Origin of the sequence: Sphingomonas brevis, assembly GCF_023516505.1 — a bacterium.
Lineage (GTDB): Bacteria > Pseudomonadota > Alphaproteobacteria > Sphingomonadales > Sphingomonadaceae > Sphingomicrobium > Sphingomicrobium breve.
Genome location: NZ_JAMGBB010000001.1, coordinates 1037698 through 1058791, shown reverse-complemented (window position 1 = coordinate 1058791; position 21094 = coordinate 1037698). Strand labels below are relative to the sequence as shown.

Annotated in this window: 28 protein-coding genes, 1 tRNA gene and 1 pseudogene; 14 read left to right on the top strand and 16 right to left on the bottom strand. The window is 58.8% G+C overall.

Annotated elements, in window-relative coordinates; genetic code table 11:
- Positions 1 to 86 precede the first annotated feature (86 nt).
- Positions 87 to 539: a group I truncated hemoglobin gene (locus LZ518_RS05490; RefSeq protein WP_249915009.1), complete on the top strand. Its 453-nt coding sequence runs from the start codon at positions 87 to 89 to the stop codon at positions 537 to 539.
- A 65-nt stretch (positions 540 to 604) separates the two neighbouring features.
- Here the strand turns inward: LZ518_RS05490 and LZ518_RS05485 are convergent, their stop codons facing one another.
- The 4 genes from LZ518_RS05485 to LZ518_RS05470 form a co-directional block, all read right to left on the bottom strand.
- Positions 605 to 814, bottom strand: a complete 210-nt coding sequence (locus LZ518_RS05485; protein WP_249915008.1) for a cold-shock protein — start codon at positions 812 to 814, stop codon at positions 605 to 607.
- Between the two features lie 396 nt (positions 815 to 1210).
- Positions 1211 to 1408, bottom strand: coding sequence for a hypothetical protein (locus tag LZ518_RS05480; RefSeq protein ID WP_249915007.1), 198 nt, complete (start codon positions 1406 to 1408; stop codon positions 1211 to 1213).
- Between the two features lie 187 nt (positions 1409 to 1595).
- Complete coding sequence (locus tag LZ518_RS05475) at positions 1596 to 2591, bottom strand: sensor histidine kinase (RefSeq protein ID WP_249915006.1); 996 nt, start codon at positions 2589 to 2591, stop codon at positions 1596 to 1598.
- 25 nt (positions 2592 to 2616) lie between these two features.
- The gene (locus tag LZ518_RS05470; protein WP_249915005.1) at positions 2617 to 2970 is read right to left on the bottom strand and encodes a response regulator; all 354 of its coding nucleotides are present in this window, start codon (positions 2968 to 2970) and stop codon (positions 2617 to 2619) included.
- A 377-nt stretch (positions 2971 to 3347) separates the two neighbouring features.
- Between LZ518_RS05470 and LZ518_RS05465 the strand changes: the two genes are divergently transcribed.
- Complete coding sequence (locus tag LZ518_RS05465; protein ID WP_249915004.1) at positions 3348 to 3962, top strand: hypothetical protein; 615 nt, start codon at positions 3348 to 3350, stop codon at positions 3960 to 3962.
- Positions 3963 to 4582: 620 nt separating this feature from the next.
- On the opposite strand, the gene LZ518_RS05460 is transcribed toward LZ518_RS05465, so the two are convergent.
- On the bottom strand, positions 4583 to 4822 hold the full coding sequence (locus tag LZ518_RS05460; RefSeq protein WP_249915003.1) for a DUF6894 family protein: 240 nt from the start codon (positions 4820 to 4822) through the stop codon (positions 4583 to 4585).
- Between the two features lie 915 nt (positions 4823 to 5737).
- On the opposite strand from LZ518_RS05460, the gene LZ518_RS05455 reads away from it, so the two are divergent.
- Positions 5738 to 6352 carry a lysozyme inhibitor LprI family protein gene (locus tag LZ518_RS05455; protein WP_249915002.1) on the top strand — a complete coding sequence of 205 codons (615 nt, stop codon included), beginning with the start codon at positions 5738 to 5740 and terminating at the stop codon, positions 6350 to 6352.
- Positions 6353 to 6398: 46 nt separating this feature from the next.
- Here the strand turns inward: LZ518_RS05455 and LZ518_RS05450 are convergent, their stop codons facing one another.
- On the bottom strand, positions 6399 to 7001 hold the full coding sequence (locus LZ518_RS05450; RefSeq protein ID WP_249915001.1) for a hypothetical protein: 603 nt from the start codon (positions 6999 to 7001) through the stop codon (positions 6399 to 6401).
- 1 nt (position 7002) lies between these two features.
- The gene (locus tag LZ518_RS05445) at positions 7003 to 7206 is read right to left on the bottom strand and encodes a hypothetical protein (RefSeq protein WP_249915000.1); all 204 of its coding nucleotides are present in this window, start codon (positions 7204 to 7206) and stop codon (positions 7003 to 7005) included.
- 248 nt (positions 7207 to 7454) lie between these two features.
- Between LZ518_RS05445 and LZ518_RS05440 the strand changes: the two genes are divergently transcribed.
- Positions 7455 to 8582 (top strand): IS1 family transposase, encoded by a 1128-nt coding sequence (locus tag LZ518_RS05440; protein WP_431358229.1) that lies wholly within the window; start codon positions 7455 to 7457, stop codon positions 8580 to 8582.
- 87 nt (positions 8583 to 8669) lie between these two features.
- Here LZ518_RS05440 and LZ518_RS05435 read toward each other — a convergent pair whose 3' ends face one another.
- Positions 8670 to 9107, bottom strand: a complete 438-nt coding sequence (locus LZ518_RS05435; RefSeq protein ID WP_249914998.1) for a hypothetical protein — start codon at positions 9105 to 9107, stop codon at positions 8670 to 8672.
- Between the two features lie 210 nt (positions 9108 to 9317).
- Between LZ518_RS05435 and LZ518_RS05430 the strand changes: the two genes are divergently transcribed.
- Complete coding sequence (locus tag LZ518_RS05430; RefSeq protein ID WP_249914997.1) at positions 9318 to 10106, top strand: SapC family protein; 789 nt, start codon at positions 9318 to 9320, stop codon at positions 10104 to 10106.
- A 218-nt stretch (positions 10107 to 10324) separates the two neighbouring features.
- On the opposite strand, the gene LZ518_RS05425 is transcribed toward LZ518_RS05430, so the two are convergent.
- Positions 10325 to 11161 carry an N-formylglutamate amidohydrolase gene (locus LZ518_RS05425; RefSeq protein WP_249914996.1) on the bottom strand — a complete coding sequence of 279 codons (837 nt, stop codon included), beginning with the start codon at positions 11159 to 11161 and terminating at the stop codon, positions 10325 to 10327.
- Between the two features lie 103 nt (positions 11162 to 11264).
- On the opposite strand from LZ518_RS05425, the gene cpdR reads away from it, so the two are divergent.
- The 3 genes from cpdR (at position 11265) to LZ518_RS05410 (ending at position 13300) form a co-directional block, all read left to right on the top strand.
- The gene (gene cpdR / locus LZ518_RS05420) at positions 11265 to 11642 is read left to right on the top strand and encodes a cell cycle two-component system response regulator CpdR (RefSeq protein ID WP_249914995.1); all 378 of its coding nucleotides are present in this window, start codon (positions 11265 to 11267) and stop codon (positions 11640 to 11642) included.
- A gap of 113 nt (positions 11643 to 11755) precedes the next feature.
- A tRNA-Val gene (locus tag LZ518_RS05415) sits at positions 11756 to 11830 on the top strand.
- Positions 11831 to 12013: 183 nt separating this feature from the next.
- Positions 12014 to 13300, top strand: a complete 1287-nt coding sequence (locus LZ518_RS05410) for a ParB N-terminal domain-containing protein (protein WP_249914994.1) — start codon at positions 12014 to 12016, stop codon at positions 13298 to 13300.
- Between the two features lie 31 nt (positions 13301 to 13331).
- Here the strand turns inward: LZ518_RS05410 and LZ518_RS05405 are convergent, their stop codons facing one another.
- Entirely contained in the window at positions 13332 to 14318 is a 987-nt protein-coding gene (locus tag LZ518_RS05405; protein ID WP_249914993.1) for a tyrosine-type recombinase/integrase, read from the bottom strand.
- Positions 14319 to 14332: 14 nt separating this feature from the next.
- A pseudogene (locus tag LZ518_RS13595) lies at positions 14333 to 14524 on the bottom strand (excisionase family DNA-binding protein); the annotation flags it as partial.
- A 49-nt stretch (positions 14525 to 14573) separates the two neighbouring features.
- Here LZ518_RS13595 and LZ518_RS05400 point away from each other — a divergent pair.
- The 6 genes from LZ518_RS05400 to LZ518_RS05375 all read left to right on the top strand — a co-directional run bounded on the left by LZ518_RS05400 (position 14574) and on the right by LZ518_RS05375 (position 17011).
- Positions 14574 to 15113, top strand: a complete 540-nt coding sequence (locus LZ518_RS05400; protein ID WP_249914992.1) for a helix-turn-helix domain-containing protein — start codon at positions 14574 to 14576, stop codon at positions 15111 to 15113.
- A 94-nt stretch (positions 15114 to 15207) separates the two neighbouring features.
- On the top strand, positions 15208 to 15510 hold the full coding sequence (locus LZ518_RS05395; protein ID WP_249914991.1) for a hypothetical protein: 303 nt from the start codon (positions 15208 to 15210) through the stop codon (positions 15508 to 15510).
- Positions 15507 to 15797: a hypothetical protein gene (locus LZ518_RS05390; protein ID WP_249914990.1), complete on the top strand. Its 291-nt coding sequence runs from the start codon at positions 15507 to 15509 to the stop codon at positions 15795 to 15797. Before LZ518_RS05395 ends, LZ518_RS05390 begins: the two co-directional genes overlap by 4 nt.
- A 235-nt stretch (positions 15798 to 16032) precedes the next feature.
- Entirely contained in the window at positions 16033 to 16422 is a 390-nt protein-coding gene (locus LZ518_RS05385; protein WP_249914989.1) for a helix-turn-helix domain-containing protein, read from the top strand.
- A 104-nt stretch (positions 16423 to 16526) separates the two neighbouring features.
- Positions 16527 to 16676 carry a hypothetical protein gene (locus LZ518_RS05380; protein ID WP_249914988.1) on the top strand — a complete coding sequence of 50 codons (150 nt, stop codon included), beginning with the start codon at positions 16527 to 16529 and terminating at the stop codon, positions 16674 to 16676.
- Positions 16677 to 16696: 20 nt separating this feature from the next.
- On the top strand, positions 16697 to 17011 hold the full coding sequence (locus LZ518_RS05375) for a hypothetical protein (RefSeq protein ID WP_249914987.1): 315 nt from the start codon (positions 16697 to 16699) through the stop codon (positions 17009 to 17011).
- 205 nt (positions 17012 to 17216) lie between these two features.
- Here LZ518_RS05375 and LZ518_RS05370 read toward each other — a convergent pair whose 3' ends face one another.
- The 5 genes from LZ518_RS05370 to LZ518_RS05350 form a co-directional block, all read right to left on the bottom strand.
- Positions 17217 to 17897 carry a hypothetical protein gene (locus LZ518_RS05370; RefSeq protein WP_249914986.1) on the bottom strand — a complete coding sequence of 227 codons (681 nt, stop codon included), beginning with the start codon at positions 17895 to 17897 and terminating at the stop codon, positions 17217 to 17219.
- A 322-nt stretch (positions 17898 to 18219) separates the two neighbouring features.
- Entirely contained in the window at positions 18220 to 18951 is a 732-nt protein-coding gene (locus LZ518_RS05365) for a PepSY domain-containing protein (RefSeq protein WP_249914985.1), read from the bottom strand.
- Positions 18948 to 19733: a PepSY domain-containing protein gene (locus tag LZ518_RS05360; protein WP_249914984.1), complete on the bottom strand. Its 786-nt coding sequence runs from the start codon at positions 19731 to 19733 to the stop codon at positions 18948 to 18950. The genes LZ518_RS05365 and LZ518_RS05360 overlap by 4 nt, the downstream gene beginning before the upstream one ends.
- A gap of 48 nt (positions 19734 to 19781) precedes the next feature.
- Positions 19782 to 20582, bottom strand: coding sequence for a DUF305 domain-containing protein (locus tag LZ518_RS05355; protein WP_249914983.1), 801 nt, complete (start codon positions 20580 to 20582; stop codon positions 19782 to 19784).
- A 35-nt stretch (positions 20583 to 20617) separates the two neighbouring features.
- The gene (locus LZ518_RS05350; protein ID WP_249914982.1) at positions 20618 to 21076 is read right to left on the bottom strand and encodes a DUF305 domain-containing protein; all 459 of its coding nucleotides are present in this window, start codon (positions 21074 to 21076) and stop codon (positions 20618 to 20620) included.
- Positions 21077 to 21094 lie beyond the last annotated feature (18 nt).

Genomic DNA, 21094 nt, shown 5'->3' with positions numbered 1-21094 from the left:
AAAGCAATACTGGGCGTTAACAATGGGCCGAGGCGCGACAGCCGCATTTCCCTTGCCGCCAGGAACGCCTCACGAGGTGCCCAAAAATGACAGAAAAAAGCCTGTACGAGCGCCTCGGAGGCGCATTTGCCATCGCCGCGGTTGTCGATCACTTCAGCAATCAACTGGTGGTTAACCCGATCGTCGGCCAGGAGTCAGAGAATCCTGCCTTGCGCGAATGGCACAGTAACAACTTGGCCAGGCTCCCAGGCCTTAAATTCATGCGCACTCTGTGGGTATGCAATGTTGCGGGCGGACCATTTCAATACACGGCTACAAAACCCGGAAGCACTCCCCTTGGCTTGGAAGCTGCCCACCGCGATCTCAAGATTTCTCCCGCGCAATTCGATGAAGTTGCCGCTGAGCTTGGACGCACGCTCGATCTTTTCAAGGTTGCCAAACAGGAAACAGAGGAGGTCCTAGCTGCGTTCGCCGCTCACAAGGGAGAGGTGACCGCTGGATTTTCGGCAGAACGTGCCCGGGAACCCGTCCACTCCTGAGGTTGGCTGTTTGTGGATATTCCGCAGAAAGAGAAGGCGGGAGGTCTTACTCCCGCCTCATTAGCTTAGATCGTTTCGAGATTCAGCGCGCAGGGCTTGTTGTCCTTCGTGCCGACCTCATAGGACAGGCGCTGGCCTGTCTTGGGCGGGCTTGCCTTGATGTCCCACTTAAAGGCGCTTCTCTCGAACGGCAGATTGTCGCCGCCGACCTCCGGCTTGATCGAGCCACGGCCCTGATCGACGTCGAACGAATTGACGGTGCCAAAAGTTTTCATGATGTGTTCCTTCGTTTCCAGGCGTCACAATTGGCGCCTGTTGGCTAGGAGACGTTAAAGATAGGAAGAAGGCGTTTGGTGCTCGCCTAGAACCGTCTTGCGACTGGTAGCACCTCATTCAACGGTTCCAGGGATAAAGGGGTTGCGGCCGGGGCGCCAGCGCGGCCTCCACTCAACCCAGTTAGCACTCCGGCGGGGCCGTTTGTGCTCGGCGCGCTGCCCGTGATGAAAGAGCTATTCTGATTTCCAGCCATTCCGGAAATTGGGCGAATGTTCGCTGACCCATGGCGGACGCTCCCTCCTGTTCTCGGGCACGTCATCCATACTTGGGGTCGCTTCGGCGGCCCTTTTTACATTTCCGACGCGCCGTATCCGGTGGTGTTGGGCAATCCTCACTCAGGCGGGCTGAGCGTGTGCCATGCCTTCCCAACCAGGCCGTAAGGTTGGTTGAATATTGGCTACCTTCGCCAAGGCTTCATATTTCGCCGCCAATTCGAGATGGATGCCGGCGATGCTCCGGTCGTCACATTCGGCGGCACGGGCGCGCTCCTCGATTGCGCGAGCTCGATAGTAACCGGAATCCTCAGTAGACATTCTATGTCTCCCACAAAGCTAGCGGGAGCGCGGCTAGTCTCTCAGCCGGGCGGATGCTCGAAGTACGGCGTCGCCCGATACGCGGTGCATTACACCCAAACTGCCTTGAACTCTATGACTCATGTTGGGTCAGCGTACCGACCGCTATCCGCCCAAGGCGGACATTGGCCAGCCGAGGATTATTGCCTCAGCTTTGGCCGTGCCGAACTTCCACCAGCGTACCCGGTTTCGCGTCAAGCACGGTCACGCTCGCGTCGAGTTGCTTGGACAAGGCTTCGACGATCCCGGTGCCAAGGCCGGGCTTTCCGCGCTTCTTGCCGACCGGCATTCCCGTTCCATTATCCGCAACGGACAGAAGCCAGGCTCCCCCGTCTGAAGCAAATGACACGATGATCTTCCCGCTAGCGGTCCGATCCGGGAACGCATGCTTGATCGCGTTGATCACCAACTCCGTAACGATCAGGCCCATGCTAACCGACACGTCAGAGTTTGTGCTCGTATCGTCCACGACCGCCTCGAGCGTGAGCCGCTTTGGATCGTCAATCATGGACGCAGAAATGCTTCGGCACAGATCCGTGAAATAGGCCCGCAGTTCAACGGATTTCAGCTGGGTGACCGCCAACTGCTTTTGAAGCATCGCGATCGACATGACCCGGCTATGCGCATCCTGAAGATGCAGACGCGTCTCCTCTGATTGGACCCGTCGCGCGCTTTGCATCAATACGCTTGCAATGATCTGCAGGCTGTTGGCAACGCGGTGCTGAAGCTCCTGCAGCAGCACCTGCTTCTCGCGCACAAGGTCGTCCTTTTGCTTTTCAGCCAAACGCGCCGGCGTGACGTCCGTCGCGGCAAGCACGACGCGCACCTTGTCAGTGTCGAAATAGTCGAGTTTGTGAGCGCTCAATATAAGGCGGCAGGTCTCCTTGCCTTTGCGGACAAGGTCCATCTCATAGGCTTCAATCTCTGCTGCTCCCGCAATGGTCGCCAGGAGCAGGGAGTTGAGTTGCGGAACGTCCCATTCGCCCGCTCCGAGATCGGCCAGCTTGCGGTTGGCGATGGTCAGCGGATCGAGATTGAAGGCGTTGCAGAATGAGGTGCTTGCGCCGATGACGACGACATTGTCGTCCAGCAGGAGCAGGGGCGCCTTTGATGACGTGACGAGGGCCGTGGCGAGAGTGGTCACTGTCTCGTTTGGGAGCGGCATTGGCTCAACCATCTTCGTTGTCCATTGTCAGCATGATTGCTTCCTTAATGGGACCGGCGTCAAATGGCTTCTCCACCAGCGCATGCCCGGGCATTCTCAGCCTGACTTCCCCGGGACTTCCCGTGATGAACAGGACAGGTATCGGCCTTTCAGAACAAATCGACTGAACCGCTGTGATTCCGCAGCCCGGCCTTAGTTCGACATCGGCTGTGATCAGGTCGGGGCATTTGCGTGCGGCAGCCGCGACCGCCTCTTCCGCCGAAGCGGCAATATCGAACGACGTGAAACCGCAGTCGCGCAGCGCTTCCTCTATCGCCATGGCGATCAGCGATTCGTCTTCAATGATGAGTGCATGCATTGCGCGCTCCGTGAGCGGGGAGCGTGCCACGTCTCTCCAGCACCAAGGCCCAGCTGTGTGAGTGGTGATGCGTTACTAACGGATTGAACTATCATTCGTTGCGTCATCTCGATGAGCCCGGAGAGATCTTCGGCAATCTCCGGGATGATGCGGGGAAATCAGCAAGAATTTCTATGGCATGCCGAGAACAATTTTGACCGAATGCACGGCAGATTGGCCAAAATCAGCAAACAATTGGTCAATTCTTCTAAAAATGTTTAAATGGATTTGATGAACGGCGAGCTAGTTTTAAATTCACCGTCCATGCATCTAAACACGCCTAACTTCGTTCTATTGACAGAATAGACACGCTATTTTGCATGTTTAGGAGCTATATTATGACCAACCTATCAAGAGCCCTGATCGGCACCGCCGGTCTTGCAGCGGCCTTGACGATCGCTTCGCCCGTTTCGGCCCAGCAGCCCTACCCTTATGGCAACCCGAACACTGGCATCGTTGGCGCGATCATCAATTCGGTGACTGGCGGCGGTTACGGCCAGTATCCCCAGGGCGCTTACGGCTACGGCCAATATCCGCAAGGCAACTATGGCTATGGCCAGACCAGCCAGCGCGCCGCAGTCGGCATGTGCGCTGCCGCCGCCGAACAGCGCATCAGCGGCAATTACCGCGGCCAGCCGGGCTATGGCTATAACAATGGCTATGCGAACAACGGCTATCAGCAGGGCTATGCCAATGGCTATGTTGCCCAGGGCCATGTCCTCGGCATCACCAATGTCGAACGGCGCAATAACGGCAGCCTGAGAGTTTCGGGCGTTGCCAATTCGGGTCGCGCCTATGGCTACAACAACCAAGGCTATTACAATGGCTACAACGGCCAGAATGCCTACGCCAACCAGGCGGCCGACCTGCGCTTCACTTGCAAAGTCAGCACCCGCGGCCAGGTGACCGACGTTAACATCAACCGCAACCAGGTAGCGTATCGCGGCTACTAGTACCGATTGAGCGCGTATTGCGAGTAAGGAGGGTCGTGGTGAAAGCCGCGGCCCTTTCCTTTTGGCCAGGCCCGCCAGGTCCAGTCCGAAGGTGAATACCGGGCGTATGACGAACGGTAAGTGCAGTCTTGCGCGAGTTCCAGAGCTAGAGGCGCGAATGGCAGTTACGAGCCACGGAAGCGGCAATTGCCAATGACCGCTTTCGACCCAAGGCGGACATTAGCGAGCCGTAGATTGTTGCCTCAGCTTTGGCCGCGCCGAACTTCCACTCGCGTCCCCGGATCGCGGCCAGTGAAGGAGATGCGGCCAAATCGTTCCGGGAGCGTTTATGATTGGGAGGCCTGTATGCCAAGGAAACGGACATTGGAAACCGCTGAGCAGCGCGGTGAGAGATTGGAGAGGGAAGCGCTTCGCGTTCTCGATGACGCCCATCGCGCGGAAGATGCTGTTGATGCAATGGTGAGGCGGAGCATCAGGCGATACGGTCCGTAACCTTCTGAACTTGGAGCAAATGGCGACGCCATTGTCCGCTTTCCGCCCATAACGGCCCCTAACGACCCAAGCTGCCATTAGCGCATCTCTGCGTGTAGTCGTATCCGGGAGTAAACGTCACTGGGGCATCAGGAAGCAGAACGAAGTGCGGGCGCTTCCAATCCCGTCAAGGTGAGGGTGAAAAGTATCAGCCCCGCTTCGTTCATTACGATCATGCTAAACTCGGCATCATCCCAAAAACTCTCCGCTTCCTCGCATATGAGTTCGCCCGCATAACGAACGGCCAAGCACTTCGCGGCGGCGATGTTCGGAAGGTCCCTCTCCTGATCGTCCGGGTGGCCTTCGACGTGGAAGATGAAGCGCGCCATGTTGGGGCGGTTAACCGATACTTGGCATGGCTGTTCCCGGCAGTTTCAACAAGATTATTCCCCCATGGCCGCTTTCCACCCGTTGCGGACTTGCCAGCGCCGAACAAAGTAAAGGGACGCCTGGCCCCCGGACGGCGTCCCTTTGGAGGATTGCTGCCCTCTTGGCGACGCACTTAATCTAGATCAATAGATGTAGCGAGTCCTATTGCATTGCGGCGGTCCCAACTTGAGGCAGGCCAATACCGACGGGCGGGTCCGCGCGGCTCTGACCAGTATGTCCGCTTTCCACACATTCCGGCCATTAGCGCGGCGGATGGGGTTCCACCGACGAGAAGCCAATCCACTGGTTGTTCCGGCTCCGGTCCGGTGGGAACTTTGTTGCGTGCCGGAACGCTTACTTTAGCGAGGGGCAAGTCGGATGAACTTTGACCCATTTGGTTCCCATTGCATTGCTTTTGTCGATCTTGCCGGCATCCGCCTGGAGCCAAACCAACGTGGATGGCGCACCCGTAGTATCGCCTGAAAGCTGGCAAACTAAAATGACGGAAGAGCGTCCTCGGAACTTTTCTCTTCAGGGCGCGGGGTCGGTGGCCACCGCCCCTCGTGATACGAGCACCCGCATGTTCGCCAGCACGGAAGTTTCATCCTATGCCACGGTAGGCTTTGGCTTGTTCGGTCTGAAGCCCGAGCGATCTCTCCAGTCACATGTCACCGGATATGACGCCAGCAGGCCTCGTTCACGCCGGGTGGCGATGGGAGTTCGCCTGAAATTCTAGCGCGGCGGCGAGGCGGTTTCGAGGTGGTCAGCCGAGGACAACCGCCGACCGGCTAATGTCCGCTTTCCACCCATCCGGTCATTTGTGCCTTCCGGCCGGCGGCGCTGTTGCGAACTGTCAAGTTCGCTATACCGACCCAATGGAAGATCTTACTGCAAACCAAGTAGCGCTGATAAGTACAGCCGCCCTTCTCTTCGGCGGTTTCCTTGGTTGGCTGGGTCGCGGAGCGGGCTTCGTCCTCAAGCGCCTGTTGACAGGTTCACCCAAACAAGAGCGAGCTACCTATTTGAACACAGTGGCCGACTTGGGCGCCAAGCTCAGGGCGCATGGGATGACGATTCAGGAGGTGCGCAAGCTAGAGGACGCAGTCCAGAATCCTTCTCTAGAATCCAGCTCAACCGCCAATCAAGTAGTGGAACAGCTTTCCGCCGAGGCGGACGATTCTGAACCCGAAGCATTCCAATCCAATATGGCTATGAAGATGCGAACCAGCGCGGCTTATGAAGTAGCGGAAGCCAAGCTGAACCAAGCTCTCATGGATCTACGCTTGCTCGTTGGTGAGCATGAGTGGGAATGCGTCGAGGCAGCACAGGGACACTGGCAAGCATATCGCGGTGCTCTAGAGGATTGGGCGCTGCGGGAATGGGACGGCGGAACCGGTGCAACCTTGGCAATGCAGTTGGTCGGCATGGCCGAAACTGAGCGCCGCGCGGATGAGATTGCGGCACAGGTAAAAGAGAGGGCCAGCCGTTAGGGCGTTTCATGACGTACCTCGAGCGTACTCAATGTTGGGCATCGCCCTACTGGGCGTTGGTAAGCTTCCGAACCGTTCGCTCAGAAGCAAGAGTTGGCCCGTGTACGCTAAAGAGCGGCCGCGTGGCCCGGTTTGCAAGGGTCGTTCCCATTGCTCCTAAGTCCAACACCAGTATCGATGTATGGATTTCCTGGGCAAGAAGGGGACCCATGTCGGCCGCCATCCGGAAGTCATTCCGCTGGGGGCTCCAGATGAAGCGGCTGTTGTCTGTGCAGCCCGACATTTCCCGCGCTATTTCATCCCCACCTGCGAATTCAGCAATGAATTTCTCTGCTTGGCTGAGCGTGCCGGTGACCTGGCACGCTCCATCTCCATTGAGGAGAGCAAAATAAAGCACGTTCGGTGCTGCTTCAGAGCCGACTACGATCGAGTCTTTGGGTGAAATGCCCCAAAGTGACAGCTCATGGCGGACAAACAATTCTGCCACTTTGAGCACGTTAAACCGAGCGGTCTTTCCGCTGGAGCCAGCCAGCTGCCCTCTTTTGCGCCAAACACGCTGCAAATCCTGCGAGAAGCCCGTCATTTGTGACAACTCGCCGGGGGAAAACTCCGTGTAACTGACGGTCAAGCCGGGACCAATGCTTGTCATCTCAGTCCGCCTCGACGGCCATTTGTATCCGAGCAGTGGAAAAGAGTGCTCGCCGGATTACTCCGAAATCGTTTTCCTCCACGATCTCACCTTCCACGAAGCGGGAACTACCCAGCAATTCATATAATTCGCCGATGTCAGCCGCCTGCATTTCAATAGATCGGACCGGCATCCCGCCAATCATGAACAGGTTGAAACGAGCCATTTGAGAACTCCTCTTCGACTCTCTTTATAACGATTCGGCGTCACGGTCAATCGAGTCATTGACCCGGTTAGGTATTTGCGGTAAACGCCTTTGCAGGATGAAGCAACTAAAGGGAGGGGATTAGTGGGAGTTCTAAGGTGGCGTTCGAACCGTAAGGCGCTTGCCGCATGAATAGACTGAATCGCGAAACGCGCGTGCGAATACTCAATGCGTTGCTTGAGGGTAGCTCGCAGCGGTCGTGCGAGAGGATGTTTGGCGTGAGCAACAATACGGTTGCACGGCTCTTTCGCGACGCAGGTGATATGGCGATCGCCAAGGCGCAGGAGATTCGGGACCTCAATTGCGAGCGAATTCAGGCCGACGAACTCTACGCTTTCGTGGGCGCACGCCAACGAAACGTCCATCGAATGAAAAATCCCCGGCCGGGGACAGGAACCGTCTGGTGCTACCTTGCCCAAGATGCCGATACAAAACTCGTCATAGCGTACCGGCTGGGTGATCGACGGGTTTATGACGCGACTGAGTTTATGAGGTCAGTCGCATCGAAGCTTCGGCGAAATGATCATGGGTCGTTCGAGGTTCGGCCGACCATCATCACCGACGGACTCGGAGCCTATAAGGAAGCCTGTGCGATTGCATTTGGCACGGATGCTGACGTTGGGATGATGATCAAGAAGTACGAGAACCTCGGTGAGGACGGGGAGCCGCGACCGAGTAGCCGCTATATCGGATCGGATCGGGTGCCAATTATTGGGAGCCCCAGCAGGCGCGACATCAGCACGGCATATGTTGAGCGACTGAATCTCAACGTTCGCATGGACAATCGGCGGTATGGCCGCAGGACCAATGCGTTCTCAAAGACCCTTCTCAACCACGAACGGCACGTCGCCCTTTGGATGCTACACACCAACTATTGCCGTACTCCACGGCCCATGCGTCCTCGGACAAAAGATATCATCGGCGGCGACAACAGGTGGGTTAAGCGCGTGCCGCCTGCGATGGCTGCGGGGCTCAGCGATCGACCCTGGGAAATCGACGACTTGATCACGATGACGGACGAATTCCTCACGAACCGGACAGCACAGGCAATCGCGCAAGGTCATTTGCCCAATGAGCCCGAGGGCCTGCCCTCGCATTGGGTCTACTGGAGCCGTCTACATTACAATGCCAAGGTCCACGCCGCCTCTTGTTCAAGCTGTCGCAATGGCGATGGAAAGAATGGCGGAGGCGGCTCGGCCGGGAGTTGGTATCCGTTCCATTCCCTGGAATCAGCCCTTGAGGCGGCCAAGGGATTTGAGCCTGACCGGCACGGAGTTTGTAACCTCTGCCTAGGTTCGTATCGCACACAGGGCGGTTATCGCGGGCCTCGTCGTTGACGCCCGTCCAGCGGGGGATGTTAGCGAAACTCAACTTGATGTCAGTTTCCGTAACCCCTGATTCAAAATTGCGTCACCACCTGAGACTTAGCGGTTAGCTTGCTTATATTGCGGGACGAGCGTTTTGAACTTTTGGATGCGGCAACTGCCGCCGGAGCGGATGCGAATCGTTTCGCGCTTGGCACAGATCTGATCGTCATCTGGCTGCAGATAAAAGCTGCCGTAGAAATCGAGAGCGGGGCAGTCGCTGTCCATCACCGCCCGGATCCGTTGCCGGTTGCGCAGCACGAAATCGATCGAGGAAGGGCCCGACAGCATGGCTCCCACTAGCATGTTTGCCGGGACGCATTTCGGCCCCTTATGCTCGATCCATTCGATCGGCCGGGAGATTCGCGGCCGGATAGGGATGCGGAAGATCACCTCGTCCTGGACGATCACCCGGCGCACCACCTGGTCGTCGCCAGACGATTGCAGGACACTGCCCAGAAGGGCGGGCACCAGGCCGAAAATCAAGGTCAATATCATCGGGAAAGAACCATATCGGTCAGCGGTCTAGCGGCAAGCGTTGAATGACCGATGAACTTCGCCGCCCGGCCCGTCGCGCGCAAATTTGCCAACGCCGCAAACGGCTTGCGCTCAGTTGACCCTGCTACTAGAGGCGGGCGTTCAATTTTCGCAGGCTTGCCCCGGAACGATTCCGACGGCCCGCCCGCCCTATCATCGGAGTCGATACAAATGGCGAGCCAAGCGCCGAACAGTTTGCCGCTTCTCTATAACGATCTGCAGCCGCTCAACCGCAATGCCCATGGCAACTACAAGGTGCGCCGCATGTCGGGCCACCCGCAGATTGGCAAGACGCATGCCGTGCCGGTCACGGTCGATGAATTCGCCATTGCCCAGCGGCACTTCCCGATCGTCTTTTCGGCTGGCGATCAGCCGGTTCCGATCGCACTGATGGGCCTGCACGAAGACACCAACACGTTCTTCGACGAATCCGGACAGCTGACCGAGCCGAACGTCTACCTGCCGGCCTATCTGCGCCGCTACCCGTTCGTGCTGGCCCGCCTGCGGCCGGACAGCGACGAGCTGTCGCTGTGCTTCGATCCTTCGGCCGACGCTGTCGGCGAATTTGACGAGGGTGAGGCGCTGTTCGACGGCGACCAGCCGACCGAAGCAACCAACGCCATCCTCAAATTCTGCGAGCAGTTCGAGGAAGCCGGCCAGCGCACCCAGGCGTTCATGACCGAGCTCAAGGAATCGGGCCTGCTGATGGACGGCGAAGTCGCCATCCAGCCGGAGGGTGTCGAGCAGCCATTCATTTACCGTGGCTTCCAGATGGTCGACGAGGAGAAGTTCCGGAACTTGACCGGCGACAAGTTGCGCAAGCTCAACCAGAATGGAGCGCTGCCGCTGATCTTCTCCCATCTCTTCTCGCTATCGGTGATCCGCGAGGTATTCGGCCGGCAGGTAGCGCAGGGTACCGGTCCCAACCGGGTTCAGCAGCCGGCTACGGTCGAGGCGTGATGTCTTAGCGGCGGGCCGATCCGCCGCGCAGTTGAACGCGGTCGCAGGCAACCCACATAGGGGCTGCGCCCGCTTCGCTGTTTCCCCTTCAGTCGAGGCGAGCGTCACGCACCATCTGGTGCGTTCCTCCCTGACTTCCAGCCGCCCAGGGCTGACCTGGGCGGCTCTTTTTTTGAGCTCGGTGACTCGCCAGCCCCGCGGCATGGCTGAGTCCTCGCTTACTCCGCGGCCTCGCGCAGGTTGCGTTCTGCCAGTGCTTCGCCGAGCCCAATCGCCAGCCTCTCGATCAGTTGCGCGACGCGGTCGAACCCCGGTCCGGCGTGGCGGCCATCTCGATCAAGGTAGAGTGCGCGGTCAATTTCAAGCTGCAGGGCGTGGATTCCGGCCGCGGGCTGACCGTGGCGGAAAGTAATTGCGCCTCCCGCATATGGATCGTTGAGCGTTGCGCGGAAGCCTTCGGCCCGAACCAGCCGGATGGCCTCGGCGCTGAGCCAGCCCGCCGCACTGGTGCCATGGCGGTCGCCGATAACGACATCGGCCTGGGCATGGCGCCTCGTCGGCATCGAATGGCAATCGAGCAAAATCGCTTCGCCGTGGCCCGACTTCAGGGCCAGCAGCGCATCATCGAGTGCCTGGTGGTAGGGGCGATGCACCTGCTTCACCCTGCGTTCGAGCTCGGCGCGATCGATCGGGCGCCGCCAAAGCGCGCCCTGCCGAAGGGTCCGTGACGGCACCAGGCCAAGACCGTGGCGAGCTCTGGGCCCGATTGCGGGGCCGACGCCGGCGATCGCCGCCGGGTCAACCTCACCCTCGTCCCTGTTGCAGTCGATGACGGCGCGCGGAACCGGCTGGACCACCGCACCAATGCCGGCCGCGATCGTTCTCCAGGCCAAACGGTCGACCAACGGGTCTTCGAGCATTTCCAGCGCAGGCCGGCCACCAGATGAATTGGCGAGCACCGCGGCATCATAATCGCGTCCCGAATGGGGAATCGACAACAGGATGGGCAGGGAACCGCGCCGCGGATGGATGATTGGGGAGGGGTAGCGGCTCATATGCAACAATCGGCTGTCTAACCGTGCCAAATACGGACAGCAATCGGCTCAGCGTTGGCAGCGGCTGGAAAATCTTAAGCTAGGAGCGCATAGAAGGGGCGAAATGATCAGGATCCTCCTCGCTGAAGACGATACGTCGATGCGCGAATATCTGCAGCGCGCGCTGCAACGCGTCGGCTATGAAGTTGAGTCGGTCGGCTGCGGGACCGAGGCGATGCCGCTGCTCGAGGCCGGCAAATATGATCTGCTGCTGACCGATATCGTCATGCCGGAAATGGATGGGATCGAGCTGGCGCAGAAGGCGAGCGCGATCGATCCGTCGATCCGGGTGATGTTCATCACCGGCTTTGCCGCTGTTGCATTGCAGGGTGGGCGGACGGCGCCGGAGGCAAAGCTGCTGTCGAAGCCGTTCCATCTCAAGGACCTCGTCGCGGAGGTTGACCGGCTGTTCCAGTCCGAAGACCAGCACGGCCGTCTCTAAAAGCCGTGCTCGGGCGGCTCTAAGTCCGCCTAACCCCTCTTGCGGGATAAGGATTCGCCGCTTAAAGGCGCGCTTCCAGATGTCGCCCGGACAATGTTTCGGATGACCCAGGTGGGCGTGTAGCTCAGTGGTAGAGCACTGTGTTGACATCGCAGGGGTCGCAAGTTCAATCCTTGCCACGCCCACCATTTTTATCCCTGAAAAATCAAATATCTAACTGACGAGACTCAGCTGCACGCACAGGGTTCGGCCGGTTCAACTGCACCAGTGAGTGCTGGCCGAATGGCGAGCCGAAGTCGCAGATCGGTCGCTCGTTCTAGCCAAAAATAAGTCTGCCGCATAAGGTTGTGATGTGCCGGTAGGGGGTGAGCGTGGGTTACGAGAACCTGGAAGTTGCACGGCTGCGCGTCAATCGCGCTAATGATCGTCACGGCGAAGTAGAGAGTGAACCACTCGCTATCGCAGAGTTGTTCCGGCTGCATGGGCAACAAATGAAAAACCTTGCCGCTGACATTGCTTCGGCCGGCCAAGTCTATGATCCACCATTAGTGATGCCTGACGGTGAGATTTATGTCGTGTTTGACGGAAACCGCCGCGTAACCTGCCTCAAGCTCCTGCTGGAGCCTAATCGCGCACCGAGCAGGGATCTTCAACAGTATTTCCGAGAGTTGCGCCAAAACGCACAGGCTGCGCTGCCCACACAGCTTGTCTGTCAAGTCGAAGATGACAGGGTATTGATCGATAATATATTGTTCCGGCGTCATACTGGTTCCCAACGCGGAGTTGGCCAGCTCGATTGGAACGATCGTGCGAAACTGAACTTCGTCGAGCGCACAGGTCAGGGCGGAGGCATCAATGTAGCTGCCGAAGTTGAACGATTCCTGGCTGCGGATGAACGCCTTCCACAAGGCAATATTCCATGGTCGACCCTTACTAGGCTGCTTTCATCAGAAGAGTTCCGAAACCGTGCCGGTATCAGCACGGCCGGCCGGCGCTTTCGACTTACGCACGATCACGAAGCCGTTGCCGACGCTCTCCATCGGATCGCGAGTGATTTGGCCAATCAGGTCGTGACGCTTGGCGATTTGTGGAACAACGAAGGAAAGCGGGCCTATTTGAATCGGCTCGAAGGGGAAGGAGTTCTACCAACCGAAGCGGAGCGCCTTGAGGAGCCGGTCGCCGCAGGTGGTGCTCCCCGCCGGCCGCGCCGCAATCCTCCGCCGCCGCGACCACCCCAGACTACCTTCATTCCGCCGGATGCTCCCCACATACAATGGATAGCGGCTCAACAGCGGCCCAGGGCCATTTGGGAAGAACTTCAAGCGCTGACCCTTAGTGATCATCCCAATGCTGTTTCGGCGTTAATGCGTATTTTGCTTGAGCTTACCGTTGAGAGCTACATTGCAGAACACGCCCTGCGGACTCGGGATGACCTTTCGCGCAAAGTGGGCGCGGTGGCCGGCGATCTCCTCGCAAGAGGAATCATCGATCAGCAGTATCATGACGAGCTCGATAGGATGCGGCGCGACGATCAGTTGATCTCGGTCGCGAGCATGCAGCGCTACATCCACTCGCCGGACTTCGCTCCCATGGAAGGCGAGCTACGGGCCTATTGGGCCCGCCTCGGGCGATTCCTGGTTGCGGCGCTGAACAGGTAGCCTCGCCAGCGCATGGATCCGAGCGCTTGCGCTAGAACTCCAACGCCGCGGCGGCATCCTTCATGAATGACGGGCTGTAACGAGCGTAGGTGCGCTCTGTGACCTTCGTCGAGGTGTGCCCCAGGAACTGCGAGATCTTCTGCATCGGCACATCTGCCTGGGCCATCCAGACACCGGCCGTGTGACGGAAGACATGCGGCGAGCAGGGCACACCGGATCGTTGGGCGGCCATGCGGATCGCCTTCTTAATGCTCTTAACCGCCTGGCCATCCCATTCGATGACGAAGTCGGTGAGAGCGCCCCGAGCGGATTCTTCTAGAGCGGCGAGTGCGCGGCTGTTCAGGGGCACTTCCGGCCGACGCTTATTGGTTTGCTCTCGCCCGGCTTGGTTGAAGTTGATGGTGCGGTGCTTGAAGTCCACCTGGTTCCAGCGAAGCTCAAGGATCGCGTTCATGCGGGCGCCGGTGGTGATTGCCAGGATAATGAACAGCCTCACATGGGGGGTCGAGACACGCTCCAGGAGCCTATCGACTTCCTCGCGTGTCAAATAGCGGTCACGCGGAGCACCGGCCGGAGGCATCCAGACATGGTTGTTGCCGCGGCCATACCGCAGGTTCAGGCAGGCGCGCAGGAAGATGAGTTCGGTGCGAATAGTGCCGTCTGACGCACCCTGGCGGCGACGCATACGCGCATAGTCACGGCAGTCGTCCTTGGTGATGTCGTTGCCCAGCCGGTGGCCGAATGCAGGGCCGAGGTGCTTCCAAGCGTTTCCCTGCCTAGCCGTATCGCGTCCATCCTTGCGACGATCCGCCAGATAGAGCTTCCATAGGTCCTCGACACGCTCCGACGCGGGAGCGTGCTGCTTTTGCCAGATTTGCTCGGCGATGGCCTTTGCTAGGCCGGGATCATTCGTGCCAGTCGAGATTCGGCGGCGGCTTGCTCCGCGTCCAATCGCGATGGCGAGCTTCCCACGGTAGGGGACAAGTTCATATTGTTCACTGGACGCGGACCTAGACATTCAAACCTTTCTACTTCGATGGCGGGGATACGGATCAGCTTGCCCAGGCGGATTGCATTAAGCTCGCCGCGCCGGACCATCTGACGCACTTTCTCGGCGCTGCAACTCCAGCGCTCGGCCAGGCTTTCAGGCGTGAAGGGCTTGCAGAACGCTGTTTCAGCTGGTGGATCGTGCAGAGGACTGCTTTGTGGGGTTGCCGGTGTCATGAGTCGTGTGTATAAACACACAAACAAACATACGCAAGTGGGAAATAACATGCACGACGATATGTTGGGTGATTATCCCCTCAAAGACACTCGTGCGCAGGTGATGCTTGAGAACGCCATGAAGCTGGCTCAAGCGAAGGGACGATCTCAGAGGGATGTCGCAGCTAGTCTGGGATACAAGACATCTGTTGTGTTAAGTCACATGACGGTAGGGCGTGTTCCGATCCCGGTCGATCGAGCAGTGCATATCGCCAAGGAACTCGGCATGCCCGCCGACGCTTTCCTGCTCGCGGTCCTTGAGCAGCGGTTCCCCGACATCGACTTCAACAAGCTCTTTAATGTGACCTACTCGTCAGGTCGGACAGTCGCGCGCCTGGAAGCCGTCGCCGGCTGTTCACTCGAAGACCTTCCTCCCGAAACGCGCGCAATACTCGAAGAAGTCGTCGCTGCCAGGAATCCGCGTCGGCGATGGTTGGCGCCGGCAGAGCTGGCCACGATGGAGCTTATCCGCAGCCTTCGGCCGGACAGCTCGATGGATGGCCTTTCGGACGAGGATCGTCAGGCCATTGAGCAGGTTCTGCGTCGCTGATCGAACCCGTCGCATTACCCACGACGATGCCACCCGCGTCCACGGTGAGCGCTGACTAAGCATGAGGTTCAACCAGCTAGAAAGGTGAACCAACATGCATCTGTTTGAGATCAATCCCAGCGACTACCACCCCGTTCATGTGGTGGCCCGAACACCCCACGAAGCGGTCGATCTATTTGTAACCTGGAGCGCCGCGAATGGGCGAGTCCATGAGAGCTTTACCGTTGACCGCCTGTCGGTCGATAACCTCCAGCCCGAACAGCAGACGCAGGTTCGGAATGCCATCGCGGCTGGTCTGGTTGGCATCGCGCACTTCGACGAGGAGATTGGATGGACCTTCTCCCCGCCGATGTGGCAGCCCCTCGGCGCTGACGAGAGCGAAGGAGGTGCACGATGATGCGCATCTTCCAGTTTCGCGATCCGACGCCCATCGAGGCTCTGGTTCTTGCGTCGGATCAGGATGCCGCCACGGAGCTCTTCGAGGAATATGTCCTTGCCCACGGCGGAGACCCTGACACCCTGCTTTGGCGAGAGCTCGGCCTCGACCATCTGGAGGATGATGCTCTTGCCGGTGTTCGGGATGCCATGAAGCTGAACCGCGAGGGCCTCGTTGTCTTCGAGGGGGAGGGTCGGCTGGTGTTTGTCATTCCGGTTGGCAATGGCAGGCTAGCCGAAGAAGAATAGCCGTCATGGGTGCGACGGCGCGTGCCTGGTCGTCGCACCCATCACGGCGGGTCCATGTGGCTGTAAGCGAACTTTACTTCGCCGCCGAAGCTTTTGGCCATACACCGAGGTGGGTCATGCGACTGCCATTTTTGGCAGTGTTCTGCCATTTCTCCATAAAAGCATATTTCAGCATGTGGTTGTTTCTCAAGAAGCCTTTCATGGCAAATGTTCTCTGTCTGTGCTATACTAGCGCATGTCGCAAACGCATCGAAAATCGATCACCAAGGAGCAGTGGGACGAAGCCGCCGCGTCCTATGAACTCGGCTATCGCAACGGCGCTCAGATAGCGCGGGAGCTCGGAGTTTCACCCGCCACTGTGTCACGCGAGTTCAAGCGGCGCGGGTGCGTCAAGGCGAGCAGGATTGCTGAGTTCGTCGCTGACCTCGAAGCCAGGCTCGATGCCGAGGCGGAGCAGAAAGCGCAGGCGAAAGCAGCAGCTGACGCGGAAAGGGCGAAGGCACTCGATCATCTCGTCGGCGAGCTAATGGACGCTTTAATGGCAGCGGACCAGGCGGGTAACCTGTCGATGGCAAATCCCGAGATCGCTAGGATCGACAAGGCTCTCCAGCTGGCGATGCGATAAGGGCCGCCTACTTTCCCACTGGCGGTCGCCGCCGTTCTCACGCTACCAATCATGCGCTCGGTGTTGAGGCGTAGTGGGGGAGCGGGTTGCCAACTCTGGACTGGATGACGCGCAACGAGGATGTGCGTGCGGCCGAGCATGTTCCATATCGGCTACTGGAAGCGCGTGCCGAGCACGACGGCGGGGACGGGGATCCCGCCAATATGCTCATCCAGGGCGACAACCTCGACGCGCTCAAGGCGCTGCTGACCTGACCCATGGGGGAGAGGAGTGGATGTGCGCGGTCGTCATCGACGATCATCCGGCGATCAAACATTGGGTGCGAAATGTCGATCGCACACCGTGGTCATACTGGTTGCCGACCTCGACCGACCGCTTCTACCCCGACTTCATCGCCGAGCTGATCGACGGTCGCATCCTCGTGGTCGAATACAAGGGGCAGGACCGAACCGATAACACCGACAGCCGCGAGAAGCGCAACATCGGCGAGCGACTTGAAGAGGTGAGCGAAGGCAGGGTGCTCTTCTGGTGGGCCGAGGACGCACAGAGCGGGAACCTGTCGCGAGAGTTGACCGCGATCACCAGCTGATCGTGCGAGGCGGTCAAGAACCTTGCCTCGAACTGGGATACCGATTTGAGCTTGTCGCAAACGAGCATACCGAAAACACCTTGCCCTGATTTGGAATACCAAAACCATGCAAGGTTTTGCGAAGTCCTAACCGCCGAGCCGCCCATTGACCCTGATACCGCCAATCAGCCGGTCGGAAACGGCGGAGACCCATCCACCAAGCCTGTTACGCCGCCTCAGCCTCCAGCTGGCTCTCCGCGCTCCCGCCCAGGTCCCATGATGCAAGCGCGCTCTCGCCCTTCCTGATAAGCTCCCAAAGCCGTTCGGCCTCGGCGCGGAGACCGTTGACCATAACCAAGCGATTATCGCCGAGGGTCTGGCTTGCGCGCTTCGTATTCTTGAAGGCGTAGTCAACCCACTGAGTATTGAAGACCGTATGGTAGGGCTTCCTACGGAACCAGACATTACGCGATTGATCGATGCCGCTGCTTAGCGCGACCTTGGGACGACCACCGGCGATGCCTGCTGCCGCCTTCAATGCGGCCCGAACCACCCGCCGACCTTCCAGAAGTTCCGCCTGATCACGACCCATCCTGCTGACCGCATTCGTCCAACGCCGCGGCACCTTCACCCCATCCCTATCCAACGACACGCGGGGAATAAGGATGGAGCCATGGGCATGAGGGCGGGTAGGATCGCCGTAGACATCGCTGTCTTCCATCACGAAAAAGAACCAGGGCACCCAACCAAGCCGACGCTTGAGATGCCTGGCAACGCGGTCTCGGAGTTCATCCTGGAGATCCTTGCCCTCCCCAAGAAGCTCCCCACGAAGGTCATCGTGGATATGCAGTGTAAAGGGTGAGTAGGCTTGGTCCGACAATACCAAGGTAGCTACCTGAACCTTCATCCATGGAGTCAGGGTTTTCCATGGAGGTAATGCTCTTCCTTGATTCCTGACAGGAAACCCATGTCCCCTTAGTCTCCTATATAATGTAGGCTGGTTCTGCAGGACATGCGGAGGGCGCGGCCGGTGCATACCATGCCGCACAGAAGCCTTAATCTTTTCAAGCAGTTGGTGGTCTCGGTTGATCCGAGAATCATCGATGCGAAGCTCGATGATAGCGTCAACTTTTTGCCTCCGGCGAGCGCGCAATACGGGTGTGTTCACAGGGTCAACTTTTTGCTTTTTAGTGATGTAGGTGACGGCGAACACCGCACCAATGCCTCTGTCAGCTAGTCGGGACGATCGGCTTCCGCAAGCGTCGAAGCGCCGCAAAATCGTGCCGCCACATGGTGCGGAAGAGCAGCCAGAAGCCGGTGACGGCGAGCCAGGACATGGCAAAGCCAACCATGATAATCAGCGGGTGGTTGAAGCTGGTCCGCTTTGCATAGTCCATGTTGTGGAGCATCCAGAAGAAGTCCCACCAACGCCAGCTGTCATTGCGGCGTTCGAGGACTTGGCCGGTCTTGCCTGACACATAGTAGCTGCTGTTTGCCTGGTCACGGAAGTCGATCTGCCAGATGGGCAGTTCATGCTCGCGCACAGGCAAGGTCAGCTTCTTGAGTGGCACAACATTGGCCACCGCCGCACCGGAAGGATGTGCGGCACTTGCGATGGATTTGGCAGCCTCGCCATTGATCAATATGGGCTGGCCGTCATTAGCATCGAAAAGCCGAACACCCTGCGATGTAGTGACCTCGATCGCCTGACCATCCGGTAGGGCACGGAGGGATAGCTTGGACACTGGCTGGTTGCTGAGTGCCTTCTGAACATTTGGCCAGGCATTGCCGCTGATCGGAACTGCCGGGGCCGGCTGTTCGGCCATCTCGCCTCCAGCGACCTCGTCCATTGGCAGCAGCGCCATGGCCGTGCCGCTGATTGCCCAGATCACGAACTGGAGGCCGATAACGAGCCCGACCCATTTGTGGATTTTGCGGAGCCAGATCGACTTGATGGTCATGCCCGCACCGCCTTCTTCTTTTTCTTCTTGGGGAAGGCGTAGAGCAGCAGCCAGGCTCCCGACAGCGCCATCAACACCGCGCCCCAGGTGAAGACGCGCAGCAGCGGGTTGTTCACATTCTCGCGCTCGTCGAAGTCCATGATGTGGAACATCCAGACGAAGTCGAAGATGCGCCACAGCTCGTGCCGGCGGGAAACCAGCTCGCCGGTAGTCGGCGAGAAGTAGAGCGTCGGCTTGTTCCAGTGGTCGAACTCGACCCGCCACAGCGGGGGCTTGCGGCCGCGAATCTCGCTGGGGATGTCGGTGATCAACGAAGCCGAGACGATTGGCTCGTTACCGGTATAGGTCGCTTTCGCGATCGAGTTGATCTCGGCCTCAGTCGGCGGCGGCACCGGCTTGCCATTCCTGGCATCGACCACCGCTTCGCCGGCCTCGCCTTTGACGACATAGGCCGGCTGGTTGCGCACCCATGCCAGCCTCACGCTTTGGCCTTGATGGGCCGCAACGACCGTCAGCGGGTCCACGAGATCGGCCGCATTAACAGTCTTCTGCGGAAGCGAGCGGATCAGGTGATCGCCGTGGATCGTGTCGATGTGGACGACCGTCATGTAAAGGCCGCTCAACGACCAAATGACTACCTGGAGCCCAATGAACAGGCCCAGCCACTTGTGGGTCTTACGGGCAATCACATGGGTGCGCATCGGCTGGTGCAGGTTCCTATTCTTTTGGATGGAGATGGCCCCGGCGGCGTGCTCGCCGGGGCCGTCAACGGTCTTTGCCAATCGAAGCCGATGACCTTGCGTCCGTCAACTCCAAGTCATTCGTGCTGATCAGCAGTGTCCTGCTGCTCGATGCTCCGGCAGGCAGTTTGGATCAGGAGCCTTGGGCTCGGCGGCCTTGGGCTCCGCAGGCTTGGGCTTCGCTGGCGCAGGCTTCACGGCTGGTGCTTTCTCCTTGGCGGCAGGTGCAGGTGCCGCTGGTGCCGCTGGCGCGGCCGGCGCGCTAGTTGACTGCTGGCCGGAGAGCATACCCTCGATATGCTCAATCTCTTTTTGCTGCTCGGCCTTGGTCTTCTCGATCTGAGCGCGAACTGCGCCCGTCGCACCATTGGCCAAGGCAATGTCCGACATTGCCACAGCACCCTTGTGATGCTCCAGCATCTTACGGACCCAGGTATCGGATGTGTCGGAACCCGCCGCAGGCATCATGGCATTGTGCATTGCCGCTTGTGCCGGCTGGTAGAGGGCCGCGCTTGCTGGGTCAGGGTTCCCGGTCGCAACAAGCTTCTCCAGCGCCGCCACTTCGGCAGTTTGCTTGTCAATCACCTGCTGCGCCATGTCGGCCACATGGCCAGTGACATTTTGGGCAAGCAAGATGCGCGACATCTCGATGGCGCCCTTGTGATGTTCGATCATCTTGCGGACCCAGCTATCCGCGGCGTTGACGCCGACAGCTGCCGTCATCGCCTGGTCCATCTTCATTTCCGCATCCGCGAATGGGCCGCTATCCGCCATCATCGCGTTCATGTCGTTTTCGGCGGCAACATTGTTCGCGGCTTCCTCGCCACCGCCACAGGCGGATAGCGTCGAAACCAGCGCTAGGGCGCTCAAACTCAATACGACTTTCCTCATTGCTTACTCCTCTTGAGCCACCCCGCGAGTGGCATTCATTTGCGTTCCAAAATGGCTTTCATCTGATCGATCTCGCTTGTCTGCGAGCTAATGATTCCCTGACACAGCGATTGGATCTCGGGATCAGTGATCTTGGCTTTCTCGCACATCAGCACCGCACCGGAATGGTGCGGGATCATCGATCGCAGGAACTGCTGATCGCCGACTAGCGACTGCTCGCGAATGCCGATCATCGACAGGATGAAGACGGCGGCGAAACCCAGGTAAAGAAGGCCGTTCAGCTTCTTGTTCGGATACATGGCCCGCATGGTCAGCAGCATGACAGCGGCCATGGGCGCCCACATCACCAACGCCATGTAGAAGAAGTTGATGTTCTGAACGAACTCGCCAAAGCTCCAGATCATCGCGAACATCGCGACATACATGATGATCAAGCTGAGCAGAAGGTTGACGCCCAGCATCAGATAGTGATGCCGCACCATCTCCCGGCTCATTTCGCCATGCTCTCCATG